Origin of the sequence: Bacillus cereus group sp. N11 (assembly GCF_016483605.1) — a bacterium.
Taxonomy (GTDB): Bacteria; Bacillota; Bacilli; order Bacillales; family Bacillaceae_G; genus Bacillus_A; species Bacillus_A toyonensis.
The window spans coordinates 117,039-143,333 of record NZ_JAEHBN010000003.1 but is presented as its reverse complement, the minus strand read 5'-3'; the positions used below and the strand labels follow the sequence as shown (position 1 = coordinate 143,333).

The following is a 26,295-nucleotide window of genomic DNA, read 5'->3' as shown; positions in this document are numbered from 1 at the left end:
TCCGACGGAAACTATTTAGGGGGATAAATTTATGAAAGTTAATAAAGTTGAGAAAATCTATCCATTGTCAAATATGCAAAAGGGGATACTGTTTCATGCTATTGAAGATAAAAATTCAGATGCATATTTTGAACAAATTATATTAGATATAAAAGGTTATGTAGATGAAACTATTTTTGAGGAAAGTTTCAACGAGATTATGAAACGGCACGAGGTGTTAAGAGCATCATTTAATTATAAATTGGACGAGCCATTACATGTAATATTAAGGGATAGAAAAATTAAGTTTAGCTATAATGATGTAAGTAATTTAGATTTAAACACTAAAGATTTATATATGGAAAAATATATAGTAGATGATAAGGTGAAGGGATTTGACCTAACAAAAGAAACCCTTATGAGAATTTGTTTGATGAAAACAAATGATAACTCATATAAAGTAATTTGGAGCTTTCATCATATATTACTTGATGGTTGGTGTATTGGGATTATATTAGATGAGTTATTTACTATCTATTCACATAAAATGAAAGGTGAAGAGCATCAATTAGAAGATCCTAGACCCTATAGTGATTATATAAATTGGCTAAATAATCAGGATAATGAAGAAGGATTGAAGTATTGGAGTAAGTATCTGGAGGGGTATGAGTTAAATGCTACCCTCCCTAAATTTAATAACTCTAGTGCTGGAAAGTATCAGAGAAGAGAAAAAGTGATAGAGTTTTCAAAAGAGTTAACTGATAAGATTACACAACTGGCAAATAAAAATAACGTCACCTTAAATACAGTGATGCAGAGTATTTGGGGGCTTATTCTAGCGAAGTATAACAATAGTGATGATGTTGTTTTTGGAACAGTTGTCTCAGGCAGAGATGCAGCTGTAGAAGGTATAGAGAACATGTTAGGTTTATTTATAAATACAATACCAACTAGAATAAAGCTGCAAAGTGAAAAATCATTTAAAGAAGTTTTAAAAGCAACTCAACATGATGCAATAGAGGGTAATGATTATAATTATATTAATTTAGCCGAAGTTCAAGCTCTTAGTAACTTAAAAAGTAATCTTATTGATCATATATTAGTATTTGAAAATTATGCTATTGATGAAAAAGGATTGGAAGAAAAGGAAAGTGGATTAGGGTTCGAAGTTATATCTGTAATCGACGAAGAGAGAAGTAATTATAGCCTAAGCCTTACTGTAGGATTAGGAGAGAAATTGAAACTAACAATTGTATATGATGAAAATGTATATGAAGAAAGACTAATCAATAATCTAGAGTGTCATATTCAAAATGTAACGAAGCAAGTTATTGAAAATGATGATAAGAAAATGAGCGATATAGATTTAATTTCAGAAGAGGAAAAAAACATCCTTCTTTATAAATTTAATGAAACAACCGTTGAATATCCTAAAGATAGGTTGATACATCAATTGTTTGAGGAACAGGTTGAGAAGACACCTGACCGTGTGGCAGTTAGCTTTAAAAGTAATAACCTAACTTATAGGGAATTAAATGAAAAATCAAATCAAATAGCTAGACTACTGCGAGAAAAAGGTGTTCAATCAAACACAATTGTAGGAATCATGGTCGACCGTTCTTTAGAAATGATAATAGGAATTATGGGGATTTTAAAATCCGGAGCGGCGTATTTACCAATTGATCCTGATACTCCTAAAGAGAGAATTGGCTACATGTTACAAGATAGTAATGTAAAAGTTTTATTGACTCAAGACAGATGTATAAGTCAACTTAATTTGAATGTGGAGTTAATTAATTTAGATCAAGAGAATTTTTTAAGGCTAAGTACAGATAATTTGAATTTAATAAATCATTCAAGTGATACAGCTTATATCATTTATACTTCAGGATCAACAGGAACACCAAAAGGAGTAGTTATTCCGCATTATAGTGCAATTAGAGTAGTTAAGAATACAAATTATATTGAAATTAGTGAGAATGATACGATACTACAACTTTCGAATTATGCTTTTGATGGGTCTATATTTGATATTTATGGTGCACTTCTAAATGGTGCAAAGTTAATAATGGTTGAGAAGGACACTGTATTAAGTCTTGTTAAACTAGCTAAGTTAATAAAGGAAGAACAGATAAGTATTATGTTTATTACCACAGCTTTATTTAATGCGCTTGTAGATTTAGAAATAGATTGTTTAGATAAAATAAGAAAAATATTATTCGGTGGTGAAAGAGTTTCAGTTCCACATGTGAAAAAAGCCCTTGAGAAATTGGGCAAAGATAAAATTATTCATGTTTATGGTCCAACTGAAAGCACGGTATATGCTACGTATTATTTTGTTAATGAAGTAACTGAGGTTATTCCAATAGGAAAACCGTTAGCAAATACTTCGGTTTTTGTAGTAGATAAAAATTCTAACTTGCTTCCACTTGGTGTACCTGGAGAACTATGTATTTCTGGAGACGGATTAAGTAAAGGGTATTTAAATAGCGAGAGATTAACAGTTGAGAAATTCGTTCCAAATCCGTTCATTCTAGGAGAGAGAATGTATCGAACAGGAGACCTTGTGAGAATGTTACCTGATGGAAATATTGAATTTTTAGGAAGAATTGACCATCAAGTGAAAATTCGTGGTTTCAGGATTGAACTGGGTGAGATAGAGAGTCAACTTTTAAAACATAAGGAAGTAAAAGAAGCTGTTGTTATCGCAAAAGAAGATAATAATAATCATCAATATTTATGTGCGTACTTTACTTCTGAAACACCGAAGGACGAGACTAGGGTTCAAGAAATTCGAAAGTTTTTGGCAAAAGAGCTGCCAGAGTATATGATTCCTGCTTTTTTTGTTCAGCTAGACAAGTTACCACTTACTACAAATGGGAAAGTAGATCGAAAGGCTTTACCAAGTCCTGATGGAAGTTCGGTTGCAGGAGTAGTAGAGTATGAGGCGCCAAGGAATACAGTCGAAGAAAAGCTCGTATCCATTTGGCAAGATATTTTAGATATAGAAAACATAGGAATTCAACACAACTTTTTTGAAATTGGAGGCCATTCACTGAAAGCAACTACGATGGCTTCTAGAATCCATAAGGAACTTATGGTCGAGATACCTTTAAGACAAATCTTCCAAACACCTACTATAAAAGGGATTGGAGAATTTATTGACTCTACAAAAGAAAGTGTATATACATCGATCAAAAAAGTAGAAGAACAAGATTATTATCCGCTTTCATCTGCCCAAAGAAGACTCTACATTTTAAACAAAATAGAGGGTAGCGGAGTATCTTATAATATGCCTTTCGCTATGAAAATAAAAGGTGATTTGGATGTTCATCAGCTTGAGAAGGCTTTCCATAAATTAATCGAAAGACATGAAGCTTTAAGAACTTCTTTTGTAATGGTAGATGGTGAACCAGTTCAAAAGATTGAAAAAGACATAGCTTTTCAAGTGACGTATAGAGAAATGGGTACCGATAAGCTAGATGATATAATCAATGGATTTGTTAAACCATTTGATTTGGAGAAAGCTCCTCTTTTACGGGTTGAAATCATACATGTCACAGATAATGAGCACGTGATGGTCCTAGATATGCACCATATCATTTCAGATGGAGTTTCAATGCATATTTTAAATAGTGAGCTCTGTAAACTGTATGAAGGGAAAGAGTTATCTCCATTGGATATACAGTATAAAGATTATTCAGTATGGCAAAAAGACTTGTTTACTCAAGAGGAAATGAAGAAGCAAGAAAAATATTGGATGAATGTTTTTAAAGAAGAAGTACCAATATTAAATATGCCAACAGATTATAAAAGGCCGCAGACACAAAGTGTTGAAGGGTCCCTAAGAAGTTTTGAAATAGATAGTGAGTTGACAAAGAAGCTTAATAGAATTGCAAAAGAAAATGGGGTTACCATGTATATGCTTCTGTTAGCTGGATATACAACTTTACTTTCAAGATATACGGGTCAAGATGATATTGTGGTAGGATCTCCAATTGCAGGAAGAAGCCATCATGATTTGAAAAATATTGTCGGAATGTTTGTGAATACCCTCGCGATGAGAAATTATCCAAAAGAAGATAAAACATTTCGTAATTATTTAAGAGAAGTAAAAGAAAATGCATTAATGGCTTATGAAAATCAAGATTATCCTTTGGATGAATTGGTTGAAAAGCTGGACTTACAAAGAGATATGAGTAGAAGTGCATTATTTGATACGATGTTTGTGCTACAAAACCTAGATACTTCTAGTGAAGAGATTAAAGGGTTAAGTTTTGAAACATATGATAGTGAACTTAATATAGCAAATTTTGATTTGACATTATCAGCAGTAGAAACTAATAACATCATAAAATTTGATTTAGAATATTGTACAAAATTGTTTAAGAAAGAGACAATAGCTAAAATATCAGAGCACTTTGTTAGTATTTTAAGAGAAATTGCTAGTAATCAGGAAGTTTGTTTAGGTCAAATAGATATGCTTTCTGGAGAAGAAAAGCACATCCTTTTGAATGAATTTAATGAAACTGATATGGATTATCCAAAGAATAAAACCATTTATCAATTATTTGAGGAGCAGGTAGAGAGAACTCCAAACAAGGTTGCTGTAGAATTCGAGGGGCAACAAGTTACTTATAAGGAGCTCAATGAAAAATCCAATCAAGTAGCCAGATTACTTCATGATAAGGGTGTTCACCCAGAAATGATTGTAGGAATTATGGTGGAACGTTCTTTAGATATGATTGTCGGTATCATGGGGATATTAAAATCAGGGGCAGCATATTTACCAATAGACCCTGAATATCCTGAAGAGCGAATTAAATATATGGTAGAAGATAGTAACACAAAGTTCGTATTAACGCAGACTCATTTATACGATAAACTTCATTTTACCAATAATGAATGTATAACTAAAATCTCAATTAATGATGAAACAATAAAAAAACAAGAGCAAATTAATATGGAAAGGCGTAATAATAGAAATGATTTAGCCTATGTCATTTATACGTCTGGTTCCACGGGTTTACCAAAAGGGGTGTTAGTGGAACATCATTCCTTAGTCAATTTATGTAATTGGTATGTAGATTTTCATAAAATAACAGAAAGAGATCGAATTACAAACTATTTGAAAGTCTCATTTGATGCATCTATTGGAGAAATTTTCCCTTGTTTAATCACCGGAGCTACTTTGCACGTTTTAGGCAAAGATATTAGGCTTAATCTAGATAAATTAAATGAATATATGAATAGTAAAGACATAACAGTTGCAACATTCCCATCTAAGGTAAGTGAACAATTTATATTACAAGATAATCATTCTTTAAGAATGTTAGTATCAGGTGGCGAAAAGTTAATTTTAAATAAGAATACCCGCTATCAGCTTGTAAATGCCTACGGTCCAACCGAAAATACAGTAGTAACTACAAGTTTCTTAATGAATAAAAATGATGATAATATTCCAATTGGAAAACCGGTGTATAATACTAAAGTTTATATAGTAAATAAGTATAATCAGCTTTGTCCAATTGGAGTAACAGGAGAGTTATGTGTAACTGGAGATGGATTGGCAAGAGGTTATTTAAATAATCCGGCCTTAACTGCCGAGAAATTTGTGGACAATCCTTTCGTCAGTGGGGAAAAAATGTATCGTACGGGTGATCTTGTAAGATGGATGCCTGATGGAAATGTTGAATTCATAGGAAGAATTGACCATCAAGTAAAAATACGTGGGTATAGAATAGAACTTGGTGAAATAGAGAGCCAGTTGTTAAAACATCAAGATATAAAAGAGGTCGTAGTAGTAGCAAAAGAGGACAAGGAAAATCATACGTATCTAAGTGCTTATATTGTGTCTGAAAAAGCAATATCTTCAGCTAAGATAAGAGAATTTTTAGAAAAGGAACTCCCTGATTACATGATTCCCTCTTATTTTGTTCAACTTGACCAGTTACCACTTACATCAAACGATAAAGTGGATCGAAAAGCACTTCCAGAACCAGATAGAAGTAGTCAATCAGGGGTAGAATATGAGGCACCAAGAAATGAAGTTGAAACACATCTTGTTGAGATTTGGAGGGATATCCTAGGCATAGAGGATATAGGGATAAATCATCATTTCTTTGTATCAGGTGGAGATTCTATTAAGGCTCTGCAAATTGTGTCCAGGTTGTCCAGAATAAATCTTAAGTTAGAAGTGAAAGATCTATTTGCAAACCCTAAAATTAAAGATCTTAGTAAGTATGTGAAAAAGCAAAACAAACGGTTAAAACCTTATGAAATAGTTACAGGAGAAGTAATATTATCTCCAATTCAAAAATGGTATTTTGAGAAAAATAAAGAAGAACTAGATCATTTTAATCAATCATTTATGCTGTTTAGGGAAGATGGATTTGATCAAAAGAGAATAGAGAGAGTCTTTAATAAGATATTAGAACAGCATGATGCCCTTAGAATGATTTATAGAGAAAATGATGGAGAGATCATTCAGTATAATAGAGGCTATAAGGATAACCTCTTTGATTTATACGTTCATGATGTTGAGGGAGTAGTGAATAAGGAAGAGAAAATATATGAATTAGCGACAAATATCCAAAAGAAATCTTCCATTAAAAATGGTAAACTCGTTAATCTTTGTTTATTTAAAACGGATCAAGGGGATCATCTGCTTATTACCATTCATCATCTTGTAGTAGATGGAGTATCATGGAGAATAATATTAGAAGATTTTGAAACTCTATATTCTCAGGATTTAAAAGGTGAGAAGTTAGACATTGGATTCAAAACTGAATCCTTTAAAGAGTTTTCCTCTAAGTTGAGGGAGTATGTTAGTAGCAATAAATTATTAAAGGAAAGAGAGTATTGGCAAGAGATAGCAAAAACTGAGGTTGCATTTATACCTAGAAAAAAAGAGCTTAAAAGTGATACATTCGAAAATAGTAAAACAGTTAGTATTTCTTTAGATAAGGAAAAGACTATCAGTTTATTAAGAAAATCCAATAGGGCATACAATACAGAAATAAATGATATATTGTTAACTTCTTTATTATTAGGTACTAGAGAGATAACAGGTGAAAATTGTATAAAAATAAATATGGAGGGACATGGAAGAGAAGATATCTTAGAAAATGTAGATATTAGTAGGACTGTAGGCTGGTTTACAACTATGTATCCAGTACTTATAGATTTAGGCGATGAGACCGATCTTGCTACTAATATAAAAATGGTAAAAGAAATTTTAAGGAAAATTCCTAACAAGGGAATTGGATTTGGTATACTAAAATATTTATCAAAAGAGAAGTACCTATTAAATGAACAAAAAGCACCAATTTCATTTAACTATTTAGGTGAAATGGATAATGATGTTAACAGAAATGCATTTTCTGAATCAAAATTTTCTTATGGGGAAACAATTGGAGGAAAGATTTCACGAAATAATTCGATAGAAATGAATTCAATAATTATTAATAATGAATTGGTTATAAATACTACCTTTAATGAGCTAGAGTTTGATGAACTAACAATCAGGAAATTAAATGATAAGTTTAAAGAAAGCCTTGAAACTATAATTGATCATTGTGTTAGTCAAATAGAGGTGGACAAAACGCCTTATGACTATGGGGATACTAAATTAACTCTAAGTGAACTTAAGGATATTAAAGAACAGTATAAAGATTTCGAAATCGAAAAGATTTACCCGTTAGCAAATATGCAAAAGGGAATGCTGTTCCATGCTTTGGAAAACAAAAATTCAAAAGCATATTTTGAACAAACTGTCATGGATATAACAGGATACGTTGATGTAGAGGTATTAAAAACAAGTTTTAATAAAATCATGCAAAGATACGAAATACTAAGAGCATCATTTGAATATGAAATAGTTGAGGAGCCTAGACAAATAATAATAGCGGATAGAGAAATAGGTTTTCAATATTGCGATATAAGTGAAAGAGGAACTATAGAAAAAGAGTTATTCATAAAAAAATATAGAGAAGAAGATACAGAAAAGGGATTTAACTTAAGTAAAGATACTTTAATGAGAGTATGTTTGATTAGAACAGATGAAAACTTATATAAATTGGTATGGAGTCATCACCATATTTTATTGGATGGTTGGTGTCTTGGAATCGTATTAGGTGAGTTATTCACTGTATATGGAAAATTAATAAATGGTGAAGAATATGAGTTAGAAGAAACGAAACCTTATAGCGATTATATAAAATGGCTGGAAGAGCAAGATAAAGAAGAAGGTAAAAGTTATTGGGAGCAATATTTAGATGGTTATGAAGAGAAAGCGCAAATACCAAAATTACAGATTGCTAAGAATAATAGTGAGTATTTAAGAAGAGAAAAAGTAATTGAATTTTCGAGCGAACTAACAAATAAGATTACACAGCTTGCTAATAGCAATAGCGTAACCTTTAATACAGTATTCCAGAGTATTTGGGGTATTATTTTGGCGAAGTATAACAATACAGACGAAGTAGTATTTGGAACTATTGTATCTGGAAGGGAAGCACCAGTAGACGGAATTGAAAAGATGATTGGTTTATTTATTAATGCCATTCCAACTAGAATAAACCTTGGAAAGAATAAGAAGTTTAAAGAAGTTTTAACGGTTGTACAGAGTGAAGCTATAGCTAGCAATAATTATAACTATATGAATTTAGCTGAAGTTCAAGCAATGAGTAAATTAAAGAATGATCTTATTGATCATATAATTGTGTTTGAGAACTATGCTGTTGATAAACGTATTGCCGGAAATGAAAAAATGGATATAGGTTTTAAGGTAGAAGATTTACATGCAGAAGAGCAGAGCAATTATAGTTTTAGTATTGCTGCAACTCCAGGTGAGAAGTTAAATTTAGTTTTAACTTATGATGGAAATATTTATGATGACAAAATAATAGATAATATCGAAATGCACATTAAAAAAGTAACTGAACAAGTGATTGCAGATGAGAATAAGAAAATAAATGAAATAGACATAATTGCAGAAGAAGAAAGAACAACTTTATTGTATGAATTTAATGATACAAAAGTAGATTACCCAAAAGAGAAGACGATACATCAATTGTTCCAAGAACAGGTAGAAAGGACACCTGAAAATATTGCAGTTGTGTTTGAAAATAAACAATTGACTTATTGGGAACTTAACGAAAAGTCTAATCAAGTCGCTGCTCTGCTAAGAGAAAAAGGTGTGAAACCTGATACTGTGGTTGGTATTATGGTTGAGCGTTCGATTGAAATGATAGTTGGTATGATGGCAATATTAAAAGCCGGGGGAGCATACCTTCCAATTGATCCTGAGTATCCAGAGGATAGAATAAGATATATGTTGGAAGACAGTGGTATAGAAATATTGTTAAAACAAGAAAATAAACAAGTAGATTATGATTTAACTTGTATTGATATAAATGTACAAAAGATTAAGGATAGATTTAAAGAAAACTTACCTAGTCTAAATAAATCCTCTGACATGGCTTATATAATATACACTTCAGGTTCAACTGGAAAACCAAAGGGTGTAATGGTGAATCATAAATCTATTCTCAATACGTTATGTTGGAGAATAGAATCATATCAATATAGTGAAAGTGATATTACGTTACAGATGCCTTCTTTCTCTTTTGACAGCTCTGTTGAAGATATTTTTACTACTTTGCTTTCTGGAGGTAAATTAATTTTAATAGAAGATATAAGAATGAATTTCAGTAAATTTATAAATATTATTCAAAGTAATAAAGTAACTAATTTGTTAGCTGTTCCAAGCTATTATAATAATCTATTAAACACTATTGATAAGCCTTTAGTAGATTTGAGATTTGTGACAATTGCAGGTGAAGGTTTTAATGAAAATCTAATTAAAAAACATTTTCAGAAAATGCCTCATGTAAAATTGTTTAATGAATATGGACCAACAGAAAATAGTGTTTGTTCTACAATATGTGAATTAAAACAGGAAGATCAGAAGGTACTTATTGGTAAACCAATAAGTAATAACAGGGTTTATATCCTTGATATGGAAAATAATTTAGTGCCATTAGGAGTTGCAGGTGAACTTTGTGTAAGTGGGGAAGGTTTGGCACGTGGTTATTTAAACAGACCAGAGCTCACGGCGGAAAAGTTTGTTCCAAACCCATTCATTCCAGGGGAAAGGATGTACCGGACAGGAGACCTTGCAAGGTTATTGCCTAATGGGAATATCGAATTTTTAGGTAGAATTGACCATCAAGTGAAAATTCGCGGTTTCAGGATTGAACTTGGTGAGATAGAGAATCAACTCTTGAAACAGAAAGAGATTAAAGAAGCCGTTGTCGTTGCAAGAGAGGATAATAATGGTCAACCATATTTATGTGCTTATTTTACGTCTGAAACACGTAAAAAAGAATCCATGTTACAAGAAATTCGGAAAGTTTTGGCGCAAGAGCTTCCAGAGTATATGATTCCTACGTTTTTCGTTCAGCTGGATAAACTACCACTTACAGCAAATGGAAAAGTGGACCGAAAGGCCTTACCAGAACCTGATGAAAGTGCAGTTGTGGGAGTAGAGTATGAGGCACCAAGGAATGAAGTCGAAGAAAGACTTGTATCCATTTGGCAGGAAATTTTAGGAGTGGAAAAAATCGGAATCAACCAGCACTTTTTTGAAATAGGAGGTCATTCTCTTAAAGCAACTACGATGGTTTCTAAAATCCATAAGGAACTTATGGTGGAGATACCTTTACGACAAATCTTCCAAACACCTACTATAAAAGGGATTGGAGAATTTATTGACTCTACAAAAGAAAGTGTATATGCATCCATCAAAAAAGTAGAAGAACAAGATTATTATCCACTTTCATCTGCACAAAGAAGACTCTATATTTTAAACAAAATAGAGGGTAGCGGAGTATCTTACAATATACCGTTCGCCATGAAAATAAAAGGTGATTTGGATATACGTCAATTTGAGAAAGCGTTTCATAGAGTAATTGAAAGACATGAGGCTTTAAGAACTTCTTTTGTAATGGTAGATGGTGAACCAGCTCAAAAGATTGAAAAAGAGATAGATTTCCAAGTGACGTATAGAGAAATGGGTACAAATAAGCTAGATGATATGATCAATGAGTTTGTTAAACCATTTGATTTGGAGAAGGCTCCTCTTTTACGAGTTGAAATCATCCATATTACAAATGATGAGCACGTGATGGTATTAGATATGCACCATATCATATCAGATGGTGTATCAATGGGGATCTTTACACAGGAATTAGCTGAGTTATACAACGGGAAAGAATTATCTCCATTAAGTATTCAATATAAAGATTATTCTGTATGGCAAAGAGAATTGTTTACTCAAGAAGAAATGAAAAAACAAGAAGAGTATTGGATGCATGTATTTAAAGAAGAAGTACCAGTACTAAATATGCCGACAGATTATAAAAGACCGCCAATTCAAAGTACAGAAGGTGACCTTGTACATTTTGAAATCGATAGTGACATATATGTTAATCTTAAGAAGATGGCGAAGGAACATGGTGTGACGCTGTACATGCTTCTGTTAGCGGGATACACAACACTGCTTTCAAAATATACGGGGCAAGAGGAAATCGTAGTGGGATCTCCAATCGCAGGAAGACCTCATGATGATTTGAAACAGATTATGGGTATTTTTGTTAATACTCTTGCGATGAGAAATTATCCAAAACGAGACGTTTCATTCCAAGATTATTTAAAAGAAGTTAAAGAGAATGCTTTAAAAGCCTATGAAAATCAGGATTATCCATTTGATGAATTAGTTGAAAAATTAGATTTAAAGAGAGATATGAGCAGAAGTGCTTTGTTTGATACAATGTTCGTCTTACAAAACTTTGACTATGATGATTTTGAAATACAAGGTTTAACTTTCTCACCATATCAAATGAAGGCGCATGTTTCTAAATTTGATTTAACACTTACCGCTGTTGAAGAAGAGCGTAGTATCAAATGTGTATTAAATTACAGAACTAAATTATTTAAGAAGGAAACTGTAGAAAGATTAGCTAAACATTTAATCCAGGTTTTTAAAGAAATTATTGAGAAGCCAGAACAAAGCATTCAGGATATTATGTTGCTTTCAGAAGAAGAAGTGCAGATGCTATTGCGGGATGATAAAGATACAAAAGCTGATTATCCGAAAGATAAAACAATTTCACAATTATTTGAGGAACAGGTGAAACGAACACCTCACCATGTAGCCGTGGTATTTAAAAATCAGAAACTTACGTATCTGGAACTGAATGAAAGAGCGAATCAAATGGCAAGGTTGCTTCAAGAAAAAGGAGCAAAGCTAGGTATAACAGTAGGTATGTTAGTGGAAGAATCCCTTGAAATGATTATTGGAATTATGGCCGTATTAAAAGCAGGAGCGACTTACTTGCCAATAGATCCTGAACAACTGGATAAAAGAACGAATGTTATTTTAAAGGACAGTAATGCTAGCCTATTGATAGTAAAAGGAGAAAGGAAAGAAACTCTCCAATTTAATGGAGAAGTAATCTCCATGGAAGATGATTCTATAAAAGAGAGGGATACATCAAATTTATTAGTCAATTATAAATGGAATCATAATGCGTATATCATCTATACATCAGGTTCGACTGGTACACCTAAAGGTGTATGTGTTCAGCACAACAACGTTGTAAACTACATGACTTGGTTTACAAAGGAAGCGAATCTAAAAGAAACAGATAAGGCAATGTTAGTATCTTCCTATGCATTTGACTTGGGTTATACAAGTCTATATTCATCACTTTTAAATGGATGTGAACTGCATCTCGTTACAAAAGAAGTATATACTAATGCTCAGAAAGCATTACAGTATATAGAAGAACAAGATATTTCTTATTTGAAACTGACACCGTCTCTCTTTAACGTCTTGGTGAATGATCCGAGTTTCTCAAATAATCAGAGCTGTAATACATTGAGATTAGTCGTGTTAGGTGGAGAGAAAATCAATCCAATAGATGTTGAAACATTCTATACACGTTACCCAAATCATGTGGTAATGAATCACTATGGACCTACAGAGGCGACAATTGGTTCGGTATATCATGTTATTGAATATGATACAATGGCAGCTTTCAAAGAATGTCCTGTGATTGGAAGACCAATTCAGAATATGAAGGCTTACGTAGTGGATCAACAAATGAAACTTGTCCCAAAAGGTGTTTATGGTGAATTATGCTTATCAGGAGATGGCGTAGCAAGTGGATATTTAAACAGAGCAGATTTGACAGAAGAAAAATTTGTTCAAAATCCGTTTGAACCAAATAAAAAAATGTATCGGACAGGGGATCTTGTTCGAAGACTATCAGATGGTAGAATTGAGCTTGCAGGTAGGATCGACGGCCAGGTGAAAATAAGAGGTTATCGAATTGAAACAGAAGAGATTAAGCGTCATTTAGTTAAACATGAACAAATTAAAGAAGCATTCGTGATTGACCGAGAAGGTCAGGATGGCAGAAGATATCTCTGTGCATATATTATGTCCCAGAGGGACCTATCATTTGAAGAATTAAGAGCGTACTTAAAAGTAGAAATACCTGAATACATGATTCCATCTTATTTTGTTCAGATGGAGCGTATTCCACTTACGGCAAATGGAAAAGTAGACGAAAAAGCCTTGCCAGAGCCAGATGTGAGTAAGGGAGTAGATTATGAAAAACCAAGAAATCAGGTAGAAGAAAAACTTGTAAAGGTATGGGAAGATATATTAGGAGTCAAGCCAATTGGGATTAGCCATAACTTTTTTGCTTCGGGTGGAGATTCTATTAAAGCTTTACAAATTATCTCACGTTTATCACGAGAAGGTCTCACGTTAGAGATGAAAGATTTATTTACCTATCCGGAAATCAAGCTTTTAAGCAACTACGTCAATATTGAGACAATACAAGAAGGATCTTATGAAATTGAAACAGGAGATGTGTTACTCACTCCAATTCAAAAAGCGTATTTTATGAATGGAAAAGAAGATGTAAATCATTATAATCATGCAGTTATGTTGTATAGGAAAGATGGATTCCGTGAGGAAATCATACAAGAAGTTATGGAAGCAATTTTTGTACATCATGACGCTTTACGAATGATTTATAAAGAAGAGAATAATGAAGTACTTCAATTCAATCGAGAAGTGGAAAAGAATCAATTTGGTTTTTATGTTTATGACGTTTCGAGAGAAGATAATCCAGATGAGAAGATTCAGGAACTTGCGACAATATTACAGAAGAAAATTGATATACAAGAAGGACCTCTTGTAAATGTAGCACAGTTTAAGACGAATGTTGGAGACCATCTGTTACTTATTATTCATCACCTTGTGGTGGATGGAATCTCTTGGAGAATCCTATTTGAAGATTTTGCACTTGGATACAGCCAGCTAATGAAAGGAGAACAAATAGCGTTTTATCCCAAAACGACTTCTTATAAAGAGTATGCCACTCAGCTCAACGAGTATGCTAAGAGTGCAAAAGTCCTTAGAGAAAAGCAATATTGGGTGAACACATTAAAGGATAATGTTAACTTTTTAGAGAAAAAAGAGGAAGTTGGACTATTCCGATATGAGGATAGTGATACTTTCAGTACCACTCTCGGAATAGAGGAAACAAGCCGATTGTTAAGAGAAACAAATCAAGCATATCATACTGAAATCAACGATTTACTGATTAGTGCTCTTTTAATGGCTACAAGGAGAGTAACTGGTGAAAATAAAATTAGGATTAGTCTAGAGGGCCATGGTAGAGAACAGATTATAAAAAATGTAGATATTAGCCGAACAGTTGGATGGTTTACAACCAAATATCCTGTATACATCAATTTAGAAGATGAAAAGGACCTTTCAATGACTATTAAAACAGTGAAAGAGTCTCTTAGAAGAATTCCGAATAAGGGAATAGGCTATGGGGTTTTAAAACATTTGAGTGGAGATCCAGATCTATGGAATATTGAACAGCCACCTATTTTGTTTAATTACTTAGGTCAAATGGATGCAGATCTCAATAATACAATCTTTTCTTCTTCTTGGATATCGGCAGGAGAGTCGATTGGAGGTAAACATACAAGAGAAACACCTATAGAAATGAATGCTATTGTCTTAGATGGAAAGCTCACTATTGATACGACTTATAATACAAAAGTATATGCAGAGGATGTCGTAGTGGAGTTTACAGAAGCTTTCAAGGATGCTCTTCGTAATGTAATCCATCATTGCATTTCTAAGGAACAGGCTGAAAAAACACCATTTGACTACGGAGACAAAGAATTAAGCTTCGAACAACTAGAGGAAATCAAGGCGAAAAATAGGTGGGGAGAAATAGAAAAGATTTATCCATTAGCTAATATGCAGCAGGGTATGCTATTCCATGCATTAGAAGATCCAAAATCAGGTGCATACTTTGAACAACTTGTCATTGATGTCAAAGGGTTTATTGATGTCAACTTATTCGAGGAAAGCTTGAACGATATTATGAAAAGACATGAACTCCTTCGGACAGCAATTGAATATGAAATTACAGAAAAACCAAAAAATGTAATCATAAAAGGTCGAAAGATTGGCTTTAGATACCGAGATATTAGACAGCAAGGAATAAGTCAGCAAAAAGAAAGTATAACAACCTACATTGAACAAGATCGAGAAAAAGGTTTTGATTTTAGTAAAGATGTCTTAATTAGACTGGAACTTATTCAAACTGATGATAAGGCTTATACAATTATATGGAGTAATCATCACATCTTGTTCGATGGATGGGGCAGAGGTATTATTTTGGGAGAATTGTTCCATATCTATGGAAACAAACAAGTAGGACAGTATCCTAATTTAGAAGAGCCAAGACCATATAGTGATTATATTAGATGGTTAGGAGAACAGGAAAAAGAAGAGGGAATTCAATATTGGAAACAATATTTAGCAGGATATCAAAAACCTGCGAAAGTTCCATCGTTCAAAATTGATAGTACAAGAGAGTACCATGGACAAGAGACGCTCATTGAATTTTCCAGGGAACTTACGAAAGAAATGACTGAATTGGCTAATCAAAATAATGTTACGCTAAACACTGTGCTACAAACTTTATGGGGGATTATTTTAGCCAAGTATAATCATACAGACGATGTTGTATTTGGTTCTGTCGTTTCTGGTAGAGATGCCAAAGTAGCTGGAATTGAAAAAATGGTTGGATTATTCATTAATGCAATTCCAACGAGAATTAATATAAAAGAACAGAAGACCTTTAAAAATATTTTAAAAGAGGTACAGCAACAAGCGATAGAAAGCCAAGCATACAACTATATGAATCTTTCAGATATACAGTCTCTTAGTGATTTGAAAAGGGATTTAATTGATCATGTAATGATTTTTGAGAATTATGCACTTGATGAACGTTTACTTCAGGAAGAAGAAAGTAAGAGTAGTTTCGTGTTTAAGGATATTAAAGGGATTGAACAAACCAACTATGGATTTACAATAGTTGTCGTTCCAGGTGAACAGCTTGTTCTCAAAATATCATATGATGGAAATCTCTATTCAGAAAAACTCATCCAGAACATAGCAAATCATCTGAAAAATGTTATGGACCAAGTTTTGCAGGATGAACATAAAAATGTGAATCAATTAGAAATCCTTTCAAAAGAAGAAAAGCATTATTTCTTGAATGAGTTTAATGAAACAAAGGCAGAGTATCCAAAAGAAAAAACAATTCATCGTTTATTTGAAGAACAGGTAGAACGGACTCCAAATAAGGTAGCTGTGGTATTTGATAAGCAGCAACTTACTTATAAAGAACTTAATGAAAAATCTAACCAAATAGCTAGGATACTCCAGAATAAAGGAGTTCAACCAGACACAGTTGTAGGTATCATGCTTGAACGTTCTCTAGAGATGATTATAGGAATTATGGGGATTTTAAAATCTGGAGCAGCATATTTACCAATAGATCCTGAATATCCTGAAGAGCGAATTAAGTATATAGTAGAGGATAGTGGAACAAATATAATACTTACAAAAGGTAAAGATGCAGTAAGATTAAACAAAGAAATAATATTTTTAGATGAAGAGTATAATCATTATTCTACTGAAAATATAAAAGTAACAAGTAATACTAACAACCTAGCTTATATGATTTATACTTCGGGTTCTACAGGTATGCCAAAGGGAACTATGCTTAAGCAACGAGGCCTAGTCAATTATATAACATGGGCAAATAAGGAATATGTCAAAGGAGAGGCCTTAGATTTTGCCTTGTATTCATCTTTCTCATTTGACCTTACAATTACATCAATATTCACACCATTAATTTCTGGAAATAAAATAGTTATTTACAATAATGATGGGGATGAACCAGTTATAAGACAAATCTTTAAGGATAATAGAGTAGGTATAGTAAAATTGACACCATCTCATTTAAGGTTGATAAGAGATATTGATAACAGCAATTCAAGTATAAAACGATTAATAGTGGGTGGAGAAGATTTAAAGACTGAGTTAGCAAGAGAGATTTCAAAAAGTTTCAATCATAATGTTGAAATCTATAATGAGTATGGTCCAACAGAAACAACAATTGGCTGTATGATTTATAAATATAGCCTTAATGACGATAAACACATATCGGTACCTATTGGAAAGCCAATTGATAATGTTCAAATTTATATATTGGATGATAATCAAAAGATATTACCAGTAGGAGTAGAAGGAGAACTTTATATAAGTGGAGATGGTGTTGCTACAGGTTATTTAAATAGACCTGAATTGACAGCAGAAAAATTTATATCAAATCCATATGTACCTGAAGCAAAGATGTATCGAACAGGGGATCTTGCAAGATGGTTGCCTAGTGGAAATATCGAATTTATAGGGAGAACTGACCATCAAGTAAAAATTCGTGGTTATAGAATTGAATTAGGAGAAATAGAGAATCAAATTCTAAAATTAGATAATATAAAAGAAACAAAAGTTGTTGCAAGAATAGACGGTGAGAATAGTCAGTATCTTTGTGCATATGTTGTTTTAGAGAATAAAGAAAAAGCAATTACTGTTACAGAGATGAGAAGATATTTATCAAAAGAACTGCCAAATTATATGATACCGGCGTATTTTACACAGCTTAAGGAATTACCGTTGACAACAAATGGTAAAATAGATATACATTCATTACCAGCACCAGATGGAAATGTCAAATATGGATTAGAATACGAACCGCCAAGAAATGATTTAGAAGAAAAAATTGTTAGTATATGGGAAGAAATTTTAAATATCAAAAAAATAGGTATGAATACTAATATATTTGATATCGGAGCGAACTCTTTAAACGTTATGACGTTTGTTTCAAGGATAGTTGCAGAGTTAAACTTTAGAGTACCGTTTAAAGATGTATTTGATAAGCCTACAGTCCGAAGTTTTTCAGCGTTCTTAGAAGGTGCAAAAGAAATGTTAAAGGATTATACAGAGGATTGTATTCAACTTAGTAGCTCAACAAGCACCAATAAAAAACTATTTTGTTTCCCACCTGCTGCTTCAATAGGAATAGCATATATGGGGCTAGCAAAGCATATTGAGTCATATTCGGTTTACAGTTTTAATTTTATTAAATCTGAAAATAGAATTGCACAATATGTTAAAATAATAAAAGATATTCAATCAGAAGGACCGTACACATTAGTGGGATATTCAGCTGGTGGAATACTTGCATTCGATGTGGCAAAAGAATTGAATAGACAAGGGTTTGAAGTAGAAAATCTTATTCTTATTGATTCAAAATACCGTACGATTGTAGAACAGAATCTTTATACAGAGGAAGAGTGTAAGAGAGAACTTCATGAAAAATTCAATTTGAAAAAATATAAAGATTTAGAAAAATTAGCTAGTGATTATTTGATAGAATTAATTATGAAGTCTTATATGTATGTACAGAGTACAACAACAAATGGTAGTATTAATGGAAATATAAGTTATATAAAATCAGTAAAAGAAAAAGAAGATGAAAATAATTTAATGTGGGAAAATGCTACAACTAAGAATTTCAGGATAATTCAAGGGTACGGAACCCATATGGAAATGTTATCAAATTCAAACCTAGATATTCTTAAAAAGAATGCTAATATAATAAATGACATATTGGCGTTTGAAACAGTTTAATTTTTGAGAATTGGCATTTCTTTAAAGAAATGCCAATTTTCTTATTTTGATGACCTGTAAATTAAAGAGAATAAGCACAATAATTTTGGAAATGTATAATAGAAATTATGAAAGCAGGTGTTATTTTGCGAGAAATTAGAATTCTTATAGCGGATGATGAAAAAGAAATTAGAGATTTATTAAAAAAATATATGGAACGAGAATTATATAAAGTTGATGTTGCTATAGATGGCGAGCACGCTCTTTCGTTATTTAATAAAAACAAATATGATCTGTTTATATTAGATCTTATGATGCCAAAAATTGATGGGATTGAGGTCTGCAGAAAATTAAGAGAAAAAACGAATGTTCCTATTCTAATGCTCACTGCTAAAAATCATGAAACTGATAAGATATTAGGTTTAAGTATGGGCGCAGATGATTATATTACAAAACCTTTTAGTATAAATGAGGTAGTAGCTAGAGTTAAAGCTCTTATGAGGAGGTTTTTAGTTTTAGGAAGTGAAGCAGGGGGTAGAGAACAAACACGTATAGAGTTTAAAGAAATCTCAATTGATATGAAAAAATATACTGTTTTCAAAGAGGGGGAAGAGATTCCTTTAACTGCAAAAGAGATGGAACTACTAAGGTTTTTCGCTTCAAATCCGGAGCAAGTGTTTACTAAATCTCAGTTGTTCCGTAATGTTTGGGGGGACAACTATTTAGAGGATGATAATACTGTCATGGTCCATATTCGAAAACTTAGAAAAAAAATAGAAGTGGATCCCTCTAACCCTCAATTAATACAAACAGTTTGGGGAATAGGATATAAGTTTGTAGGTGACCAAAATGTATAGCGATAAAATTATCTTACTTAATATTCTTCAACTATTATGTATTATAGGACTTTTTTTTACAGATTTAAATAACCAGCTATTAGGAATAAATAAACTTGTTTTGTACATAGTACTATTTTTCTTTACGACTTTTCTCTTACTTATAAGGTTTCACTTCGTTAATCGTTTGAAAATAATGATTAAGGAATTACAACGTGTAATTAAAGGGAATTTAACAACAAGGATAATTGTAAATGAAGGTAATGTATTTAATAAAATGATATTTTCTGTGAATGAATTAATTGAACAGTTAGAGAGAGTTCAAATCGAATCCATTAAATCTCAAAATGCGAGAAAAAGACTCTTATCAAGTATTTCTCATGATATCAGAACTCCTCTTACATCTATTATAGGATATATTGATGCTTTAAAAGATGATATAGCTGTTTCTCGAGAAGAAAAAAAAGAGTATCTTGAAATTATTTCAAAAAAATCCAGCAACTTAAAGCAATTAATCAATGAAATATTTAATATGGCAAAGCTAGATGCAGATGAAGTTTTAATAAATCCTGAATTTCTAGAGTTAACTGAGATTATAAGAGAAGTATTAATTGAGTATTTGCCTGAAATCAAGAAGAATAATTTGGAGTTAAAGCTTAGTTTACCAAAAACAAAATGTTTTATCACAGCTGATTATCTAAGTATTATAAGAATTATAGATAACCTAATAAAAAATGCTATTATATATGGGAGAGAAGGAAAAGTACTTGGGATAGAACTCATGGAATCAAATCAAGAATTCCAATTGCTTGTTTGGGATAAAGGACAGGGAATCGCGGAACATGAGTTGGATCATGTATTTGAACGAATGTATCGTGGTGACCAATCAAGAAATTCTATTAATGGAGGTAGCGGATTAGGGCTTGCTATTGCTAAATCCTTAGTAGAAAAAAACCAGGGCAGGATATGGGTTGAAAGTAGTCCATGGAATAAAACAGTTTTTGGTATCTCTTTTCCAAAAACAGAAAAGGTTTAATACATATAGATAATATATGGTTTAAATTAAAATTTGTCCCAAACAATGTAGTAAAATAGTTATACAATACAGGTTTACGTATTAGTGACCTCTTAAAACTAAAGGTTGCAGGTTTGAAAGGGAGTTATATCTTAACGCTTGAAATGAAGAGCGGTAAGCAGTAATGTATCTAGATTACTGCGGCATTAAGAAGAGATTTAAATAGGTACATTGGAGATATGGAAGATCATGAGTATCTAATTAAGAGTAGGCAGGGAAAGAATAGAAAGAAGTGCAGCATATAAGTTACTTAGTAACACTGCGACAGAGTTTGAATTAGATGAAATAGGAACACATATATTATGTAAAAGATTTGTATATCATATGTATATGCAGACAAAAAATATAGCCTTGTTTATGAAGAAATTTATGTGATTAGAGTTGTTTTATATAAGTGTAAGCAAAGATGTAAAGGAAAAAGCCATGACTAGATTTAAAATCTAATCATGGCTTTTTCCTTTTTAATTTTATATAATTAATCACTTTCTTTCAAATCCATCAAAATAGCTTAATTATAAACACAACTAGAATTAAAAAACAAAATATGAGTTTATAGTTCATAAATAGATACTAAATACAAAATAAAGAAGAATCCATAATTCACTGGAATCTTCTTTATTGATTTTTTACTTGCTAATCCATTTGGAGATAATAGGATAATGAAATTCTTTTCCTTTACAGGAGATAGATAATAACATAATTTTCTCAATAAGGAATTTTCTTCTTTTAATATAAATTTTTCACAATTCATGGTATATCTGTATTACGGGAACCTTTTGGGTTGACCAGGGAGAAAGATTATAAAAATGATATGGGAGGAACAAAAAATGTCATTGAAAAAAAAATTAGGTGTTGGAGTGGTTTCAGCCGCTCTTGGTTTATCTTTAATTGGTGGGGGAACATATGCATATTTTAGCGATCAAGTGGTGACAAATAATTCATTTGCTGCAGGTACATTGGATTTAGCTATGCAACCAACTACTTCACTTAACTTAGAAAATTTAAAACCTGGGGACAAAATATTAAAGAAATTCAATTTAATAAATAGTGGTACATTAGATATTAAAGATCTCATGATGAAAATAGACTATACTGTAAACGATTTAAAACAAAATAACACTACGGAAGATTTCGGTAAACATATTAAAGTACAATTTCTTTGGGATTGGGATCCTGAAAAAAGCCCTGTATACGAGACAACTCTTGCAGAACTAAAATCACAAGGCCCAGAGATTGCCTCCAAAAAAGTATTTCATTCTAAGTGGACTGAAACAGGGGGATTAAAACCTGGGAAAATGGATTGGTTTTGGATAAAGTTTATATTTGAAGACAACGGCACAGATCAAAACGTGTTCCAAGGGGATAGTATTGCATTAAAAATGGAGTTCCAAGCCAATCAAACAGATGGACAAGAAAGATAAATTTAAGAGCATATTACTGGTAAAAAGTAAAACTGAGCTTATGCCTTTTAATTATTTAAAACACTTTAAAGAGCCTTACTACTGTAAAATTAAATGTAGCAAGGCTTTTTTATTTTATTAAATAACAATATTGTTCCATACATTTTCTAAAACAACAGGTATGGTTTTGAATTAAAGCCACACCATTCTATCTCTTTTTGACACTCCCTCGGCTAAAGCCACAAGTTGACTAACGTCAGTGGGATTCTTGCTACCAAAGGGGAAGTCTATTTCTAGTATCGCTGACGTGCAAGATTGCGGTGTGCCATCACCACTCTGTATCCAGTGCATATAGCAAATACGGCACTCATTCTATTACCAAACGAGTCAGATTGTGAGTTCTCAAATGTGTTTTAGCGTCTTGTGCTTGACGACTCAATACATTTTACGGAGTATAAGAATTTGTTACTCCAACCTCATATGTATTCTGTTTTCAGAGAACAAGATTGTTTTAGAGACTTTTACTTGTCTATTATGAAAATTATACCATTTCAAATTCTTGATTTACAGAACATACCTTCGGTGTTTTATTTGTACATCGCATTTGACCTCACTCTCATCCCACCCCTAAAGTGGGTGCTATCGCACCGTAGTGGGCTTTCCCGTTTGGAAAATCTGTAATTTGAAATTGACATCAGTCTAAGTTGTAACTATAATAGTTACAGTTTGTGTCGTGAACTAATTCGAACTTCTTTGTTAATGATAGTATCTTTTCATTCCTTTTTAAGTGTGACAGTTAGAAACTGACTATAATTCAATAGAGGATGAGATTCTATCTCATATTTAAAGAGTAGATAAGTTGTGCCATCCAAATTTACGATGCGAAAATGCTTAAAAAATTACATTTTTCAACGTATCCTATTTTGAATTCTCAGTATTGAAAATTGTAAACATCTACAAAAAGTTAATAAGACTGTTGTATGTAGAAAGAAATCTTTTAAAAAGGTCATAATATGGATAATAGGTGGCACACATTTTAATTAGTAGGAGTTGTGCCACTATCAAGACATTTCTTAATAAAAGTATAGAAAAATTTCAAGAAGGTGGAGTCCATTGCGTAAACATGCATATGTGCAATTTTATGTATTGCTATTGGCTTTAATAGCTTATATAAGTTTTTGCTTTATATTTTTATTTATTTTTCCGAGTCTTTATTTCGTATCAGATTTTAATATCCGACTATCATCTTTAGTTGTTGAAACTACTGTATTTATCTCATTACTGTATTCTATATTATCCAGAAAAATTAAGTTAGGAGTATTTTGGGTTTGCATTATTATTGCGATAGGGTGTTTCTTGATAGGGAATTTCATATCTGCTTTTCAAGTACTTAATGTAGAATTACCAATACAAAATTTTAATATCTCTGATGTATTTTTGGTGTTTTTCTTATTCTTCTTTCTCTTTGCGTTCTTTTATAAAATTATGATGGAATGTAACAAGTGGGAGAAAGCGTATTTACTTTGTGATTTATGCATTGTTGTTACTGCTATTTTTACATTAGAGTGGTACCTATTTAATAAACCATCTGCAAATATCTTATTCTTATCAATTGGAGATGTTTTTCTCTCATTTATTTTTCCGATTATAGATTTATTGCTTCTATTACTTGGAGTTACACTAATCTTTCGACCTGCTATTTTCAATGCAAAAAGTAAATTGTTTATTTTTATCCTAGTATTAACTGGATTGGCTATTACGGACTACTTGTATTTCTACTTACAGGATGATTTGTCAGAGCGTTCAGTTATATTTTTAAGGTGTTTGTATAGAGTTTTCTTATTATTTATCGCTATTGCTGCTACAATCCCAAAGAATACTTCTTCTAAAAGAAATTATTTTATTATTAATCCGACATTTGGAGAAAAACTTCTTGGTATATTCCCTTATCTTGCAGTTGCAGTCTTAATTGGCTTTACTTTGAAAGAGCAAACTTCTTCAGCTACATTGATTACAGGCAATTGTATTGCTTTTGTATTTGTACTGATTCGTCATACAATCGTACGGATGCAAAACAAAGAGTTAACTAAAACATTAAAAGTGTTTAATAATCAATTAGAACAAACAGTATCTCAAAGAACAAGGGATTTAATAAATAAATCTAATGATTTGGTAAAAAATCAAGAGAGATTTAAGTCATTATTTGAGTATCACCCGGATCCTATTTTAACGATTGATTCAACTGGTACCGTATTAAATATAAACCAGGCTGGAAGTATGTTATTAGGAAAAGACAGTGCTGCATTAATAGGGAAAGAGTTCTTCTCTATTTTTTTAGATGAAGATAAATCTGAATTGGAAGCAGCTATAAAGAAAGGAAGACGATGTAGTTCATCTTCGTTACAGTTACGTGTGAAAAATAACAATGAGAAGGACATGCTCTTTTGGTATGTCACTATAGTTCCTATTATGATAGAAGGTCAAATTTTTGGGAGTTATGTAATGGTAAAAGACATAACGAGGATGAAACAACAACAGGAAGAGATAAATTACCTTGCATTCCATGATACGGTGACGGAGATTGGAAATCGTATATTCTTCCAACAAGAATTAGATAGATTCATTAAACGTGCGAAAAAAACACAGGATAAATTTGGGCTCCTGTATATTGATTTAAACCGCTTTAAGACTATTAATGATACACTGGGTCATTCGATTGGTGACAGGGTTTTAAAGGAAGTTGCCAAACGTTTTAGGAGATGTCTTTCACCGACTATTCCTCTAGCAAGAATAGGTGGTGATGAGTTTGCGATCATTGCCCATAACCAAACAGAGCAACAGCTATTGGATTTGTGTAAAACTCTATTTTGTATAACTGAAGAACCATTTATTGTAAATCAGCATAGTTTTTACTTATCTCTTAGTATAGGAATAGCAGTGTATCCATTTGGAGGAATAAATACTACTACACTTTTACAACATGCTGATATTGCCATGTATAGCGCAAAGGAAAAAGGTAACAATGCTGTTTGTATGTATGACGAGACATTATCTCAAAAAGTAACCCGTCGATTACGATTAGAACAGGATTTACCAAATGCAATTGAAAATAATGAGTTGTTTTTATTGTATCAACCACAAATTGATAGTAAGGCAGGTAAGGTTATTGGTGCAGAGGCTTTAATACGTTGGCAACATCCAGAGCTTGGGCTGATTTCTCCTTTTGAGTTTATACCTATCGCAGAAGAAACGGCGCAGATTATTTCAATTGGGAAGTGGACGTTACAGAAAGCGTGTCGACAACTGAAAGAATGGCATTCTGCGGGTTTTTCAAATCTAAAGATGGGGATAAATTTATCAGCTATAGAGTTTGAACAGAAAGATTTTGTTCAAACAATGATATCTACTATAGAAGAGATAGGAGTACCTGCTAATTCGATTGATTTGGAATTAACAGAGCGAATTGCAATGGTAGATGAAAGAGAAACTTTATCAAAGTTAAAAGCATTAAAATCATTTGGTGTACATTTATCAATTGACGATTTTGGTACAGGTTATTCTTCACTAGCGTATCTGCCTCTTTATCCAATTGATACTTTGAAAATTCCAAGAGAATTTGTTAATAGGATTGGAACTTCTACTGATGGAGATGAAATTATACAAACCATTATTTCACTTGCTCATACTTTAAACATGAAAGTGATAGCAGAAGGGGTAGAAACGAAGGAACAATTAACAGTGTTACAACGTAATGCATGTTATCTAATTCAGGGCTATTACTACAGTAAACCTGTAAATGAAGATGAATTTATCGATTTTTTAATTGTAATGCAAAATGAATAAGTGAAAAATTGATATATGTATGAAGTAAAGTGAAAA

At 32.2% G+C, this 26,295-nt stretch carries 5 protein-coding genes and 1 pseudogene; all 6 read left to right on the top strand.

Going from position 1 to position 26,295, the window contains the following annotated elements; translation table 11 throughout:
* Nucleotides 1-31: 31 nt before the first annotated feature.
* The 6 genes and pseudogenes from JDS98_RS06815 to JDS98_RS06795 all read left to right on the top strand — a co-directional run bounded on the left by JDS98_RS06815 (nt 32) and on the right by JDS98_RS06795 (nt 26,259).
* Entirely contained in the window at nt 32-19,126 is a 19,095-nt protein-coding gene (locus JDS98_RS06815; protein ID WP_199633683.1) for a non-ribosomal peptide synthetase, read from the top strand.
* A 125-nt stretch (nt 19,127-19,251) separates the two neighbouring features.
* Nucleotides 19,252-19,962 carry a response regulator transcription factor gene (locus JDS98_RS06810; RefSeq protein WP_097959390.1) on the top strand — a complete coding sequence of 237 codons (711 nt, stop codon included), beginning with the start codon at nt 19,252-19,254 and terminating at the stop codon, nt 19,960-19,962.
* Nucleotides 19,955-20,977, top strand: a complete 1,023-nt coding sequence (locus JDS98_RS06805; protein WP_176549972.1) for a sensor histidine kinase — start codon at nt 19,955-19,957, stop codon at nt 20,975-20,977. Before JDS98_RS06810 ends, JDS98_RS06805 begins: the two co-directional genes overlap by 8 nt.
* Before the next feature lie 65 nt (nt 20,978-21,042).
* Nucleotides 21,043-21,460, top strand: a pseudogene (locus JDS98_RS30135) (tyrosine-type recombinase/integrase); the annotation flags it as partial.
* 383 nt (nt 21,461-21,843) lie between these two features.
* On the top strand, nt 21,844-22,437 hold the full coding sequence (locus JDS98_RS06800; RefSeq protein WP_046960325.1) for a TasA family protein: 594 nt from the start codon (nt 21,844-21,846) through the stop codon (nt 22,435-22,437).
* A 1,092-nt stretch (nt 22,438-23,529) separates the two neighbouring features.
* Nucleotides 23,530-26,259 (top strand): sensor domain-containing protein, encoded by a 2,730-nt coding sequence (locus tag JDS98_RS06795; protein WP_199633682.1) that lies wholly within the window; start codon nt 23,530-23,532, stop codon nt 26,257-26,259.
* Nucleotides 26,260-26,295: the final 36 nt, after the last annotated feature.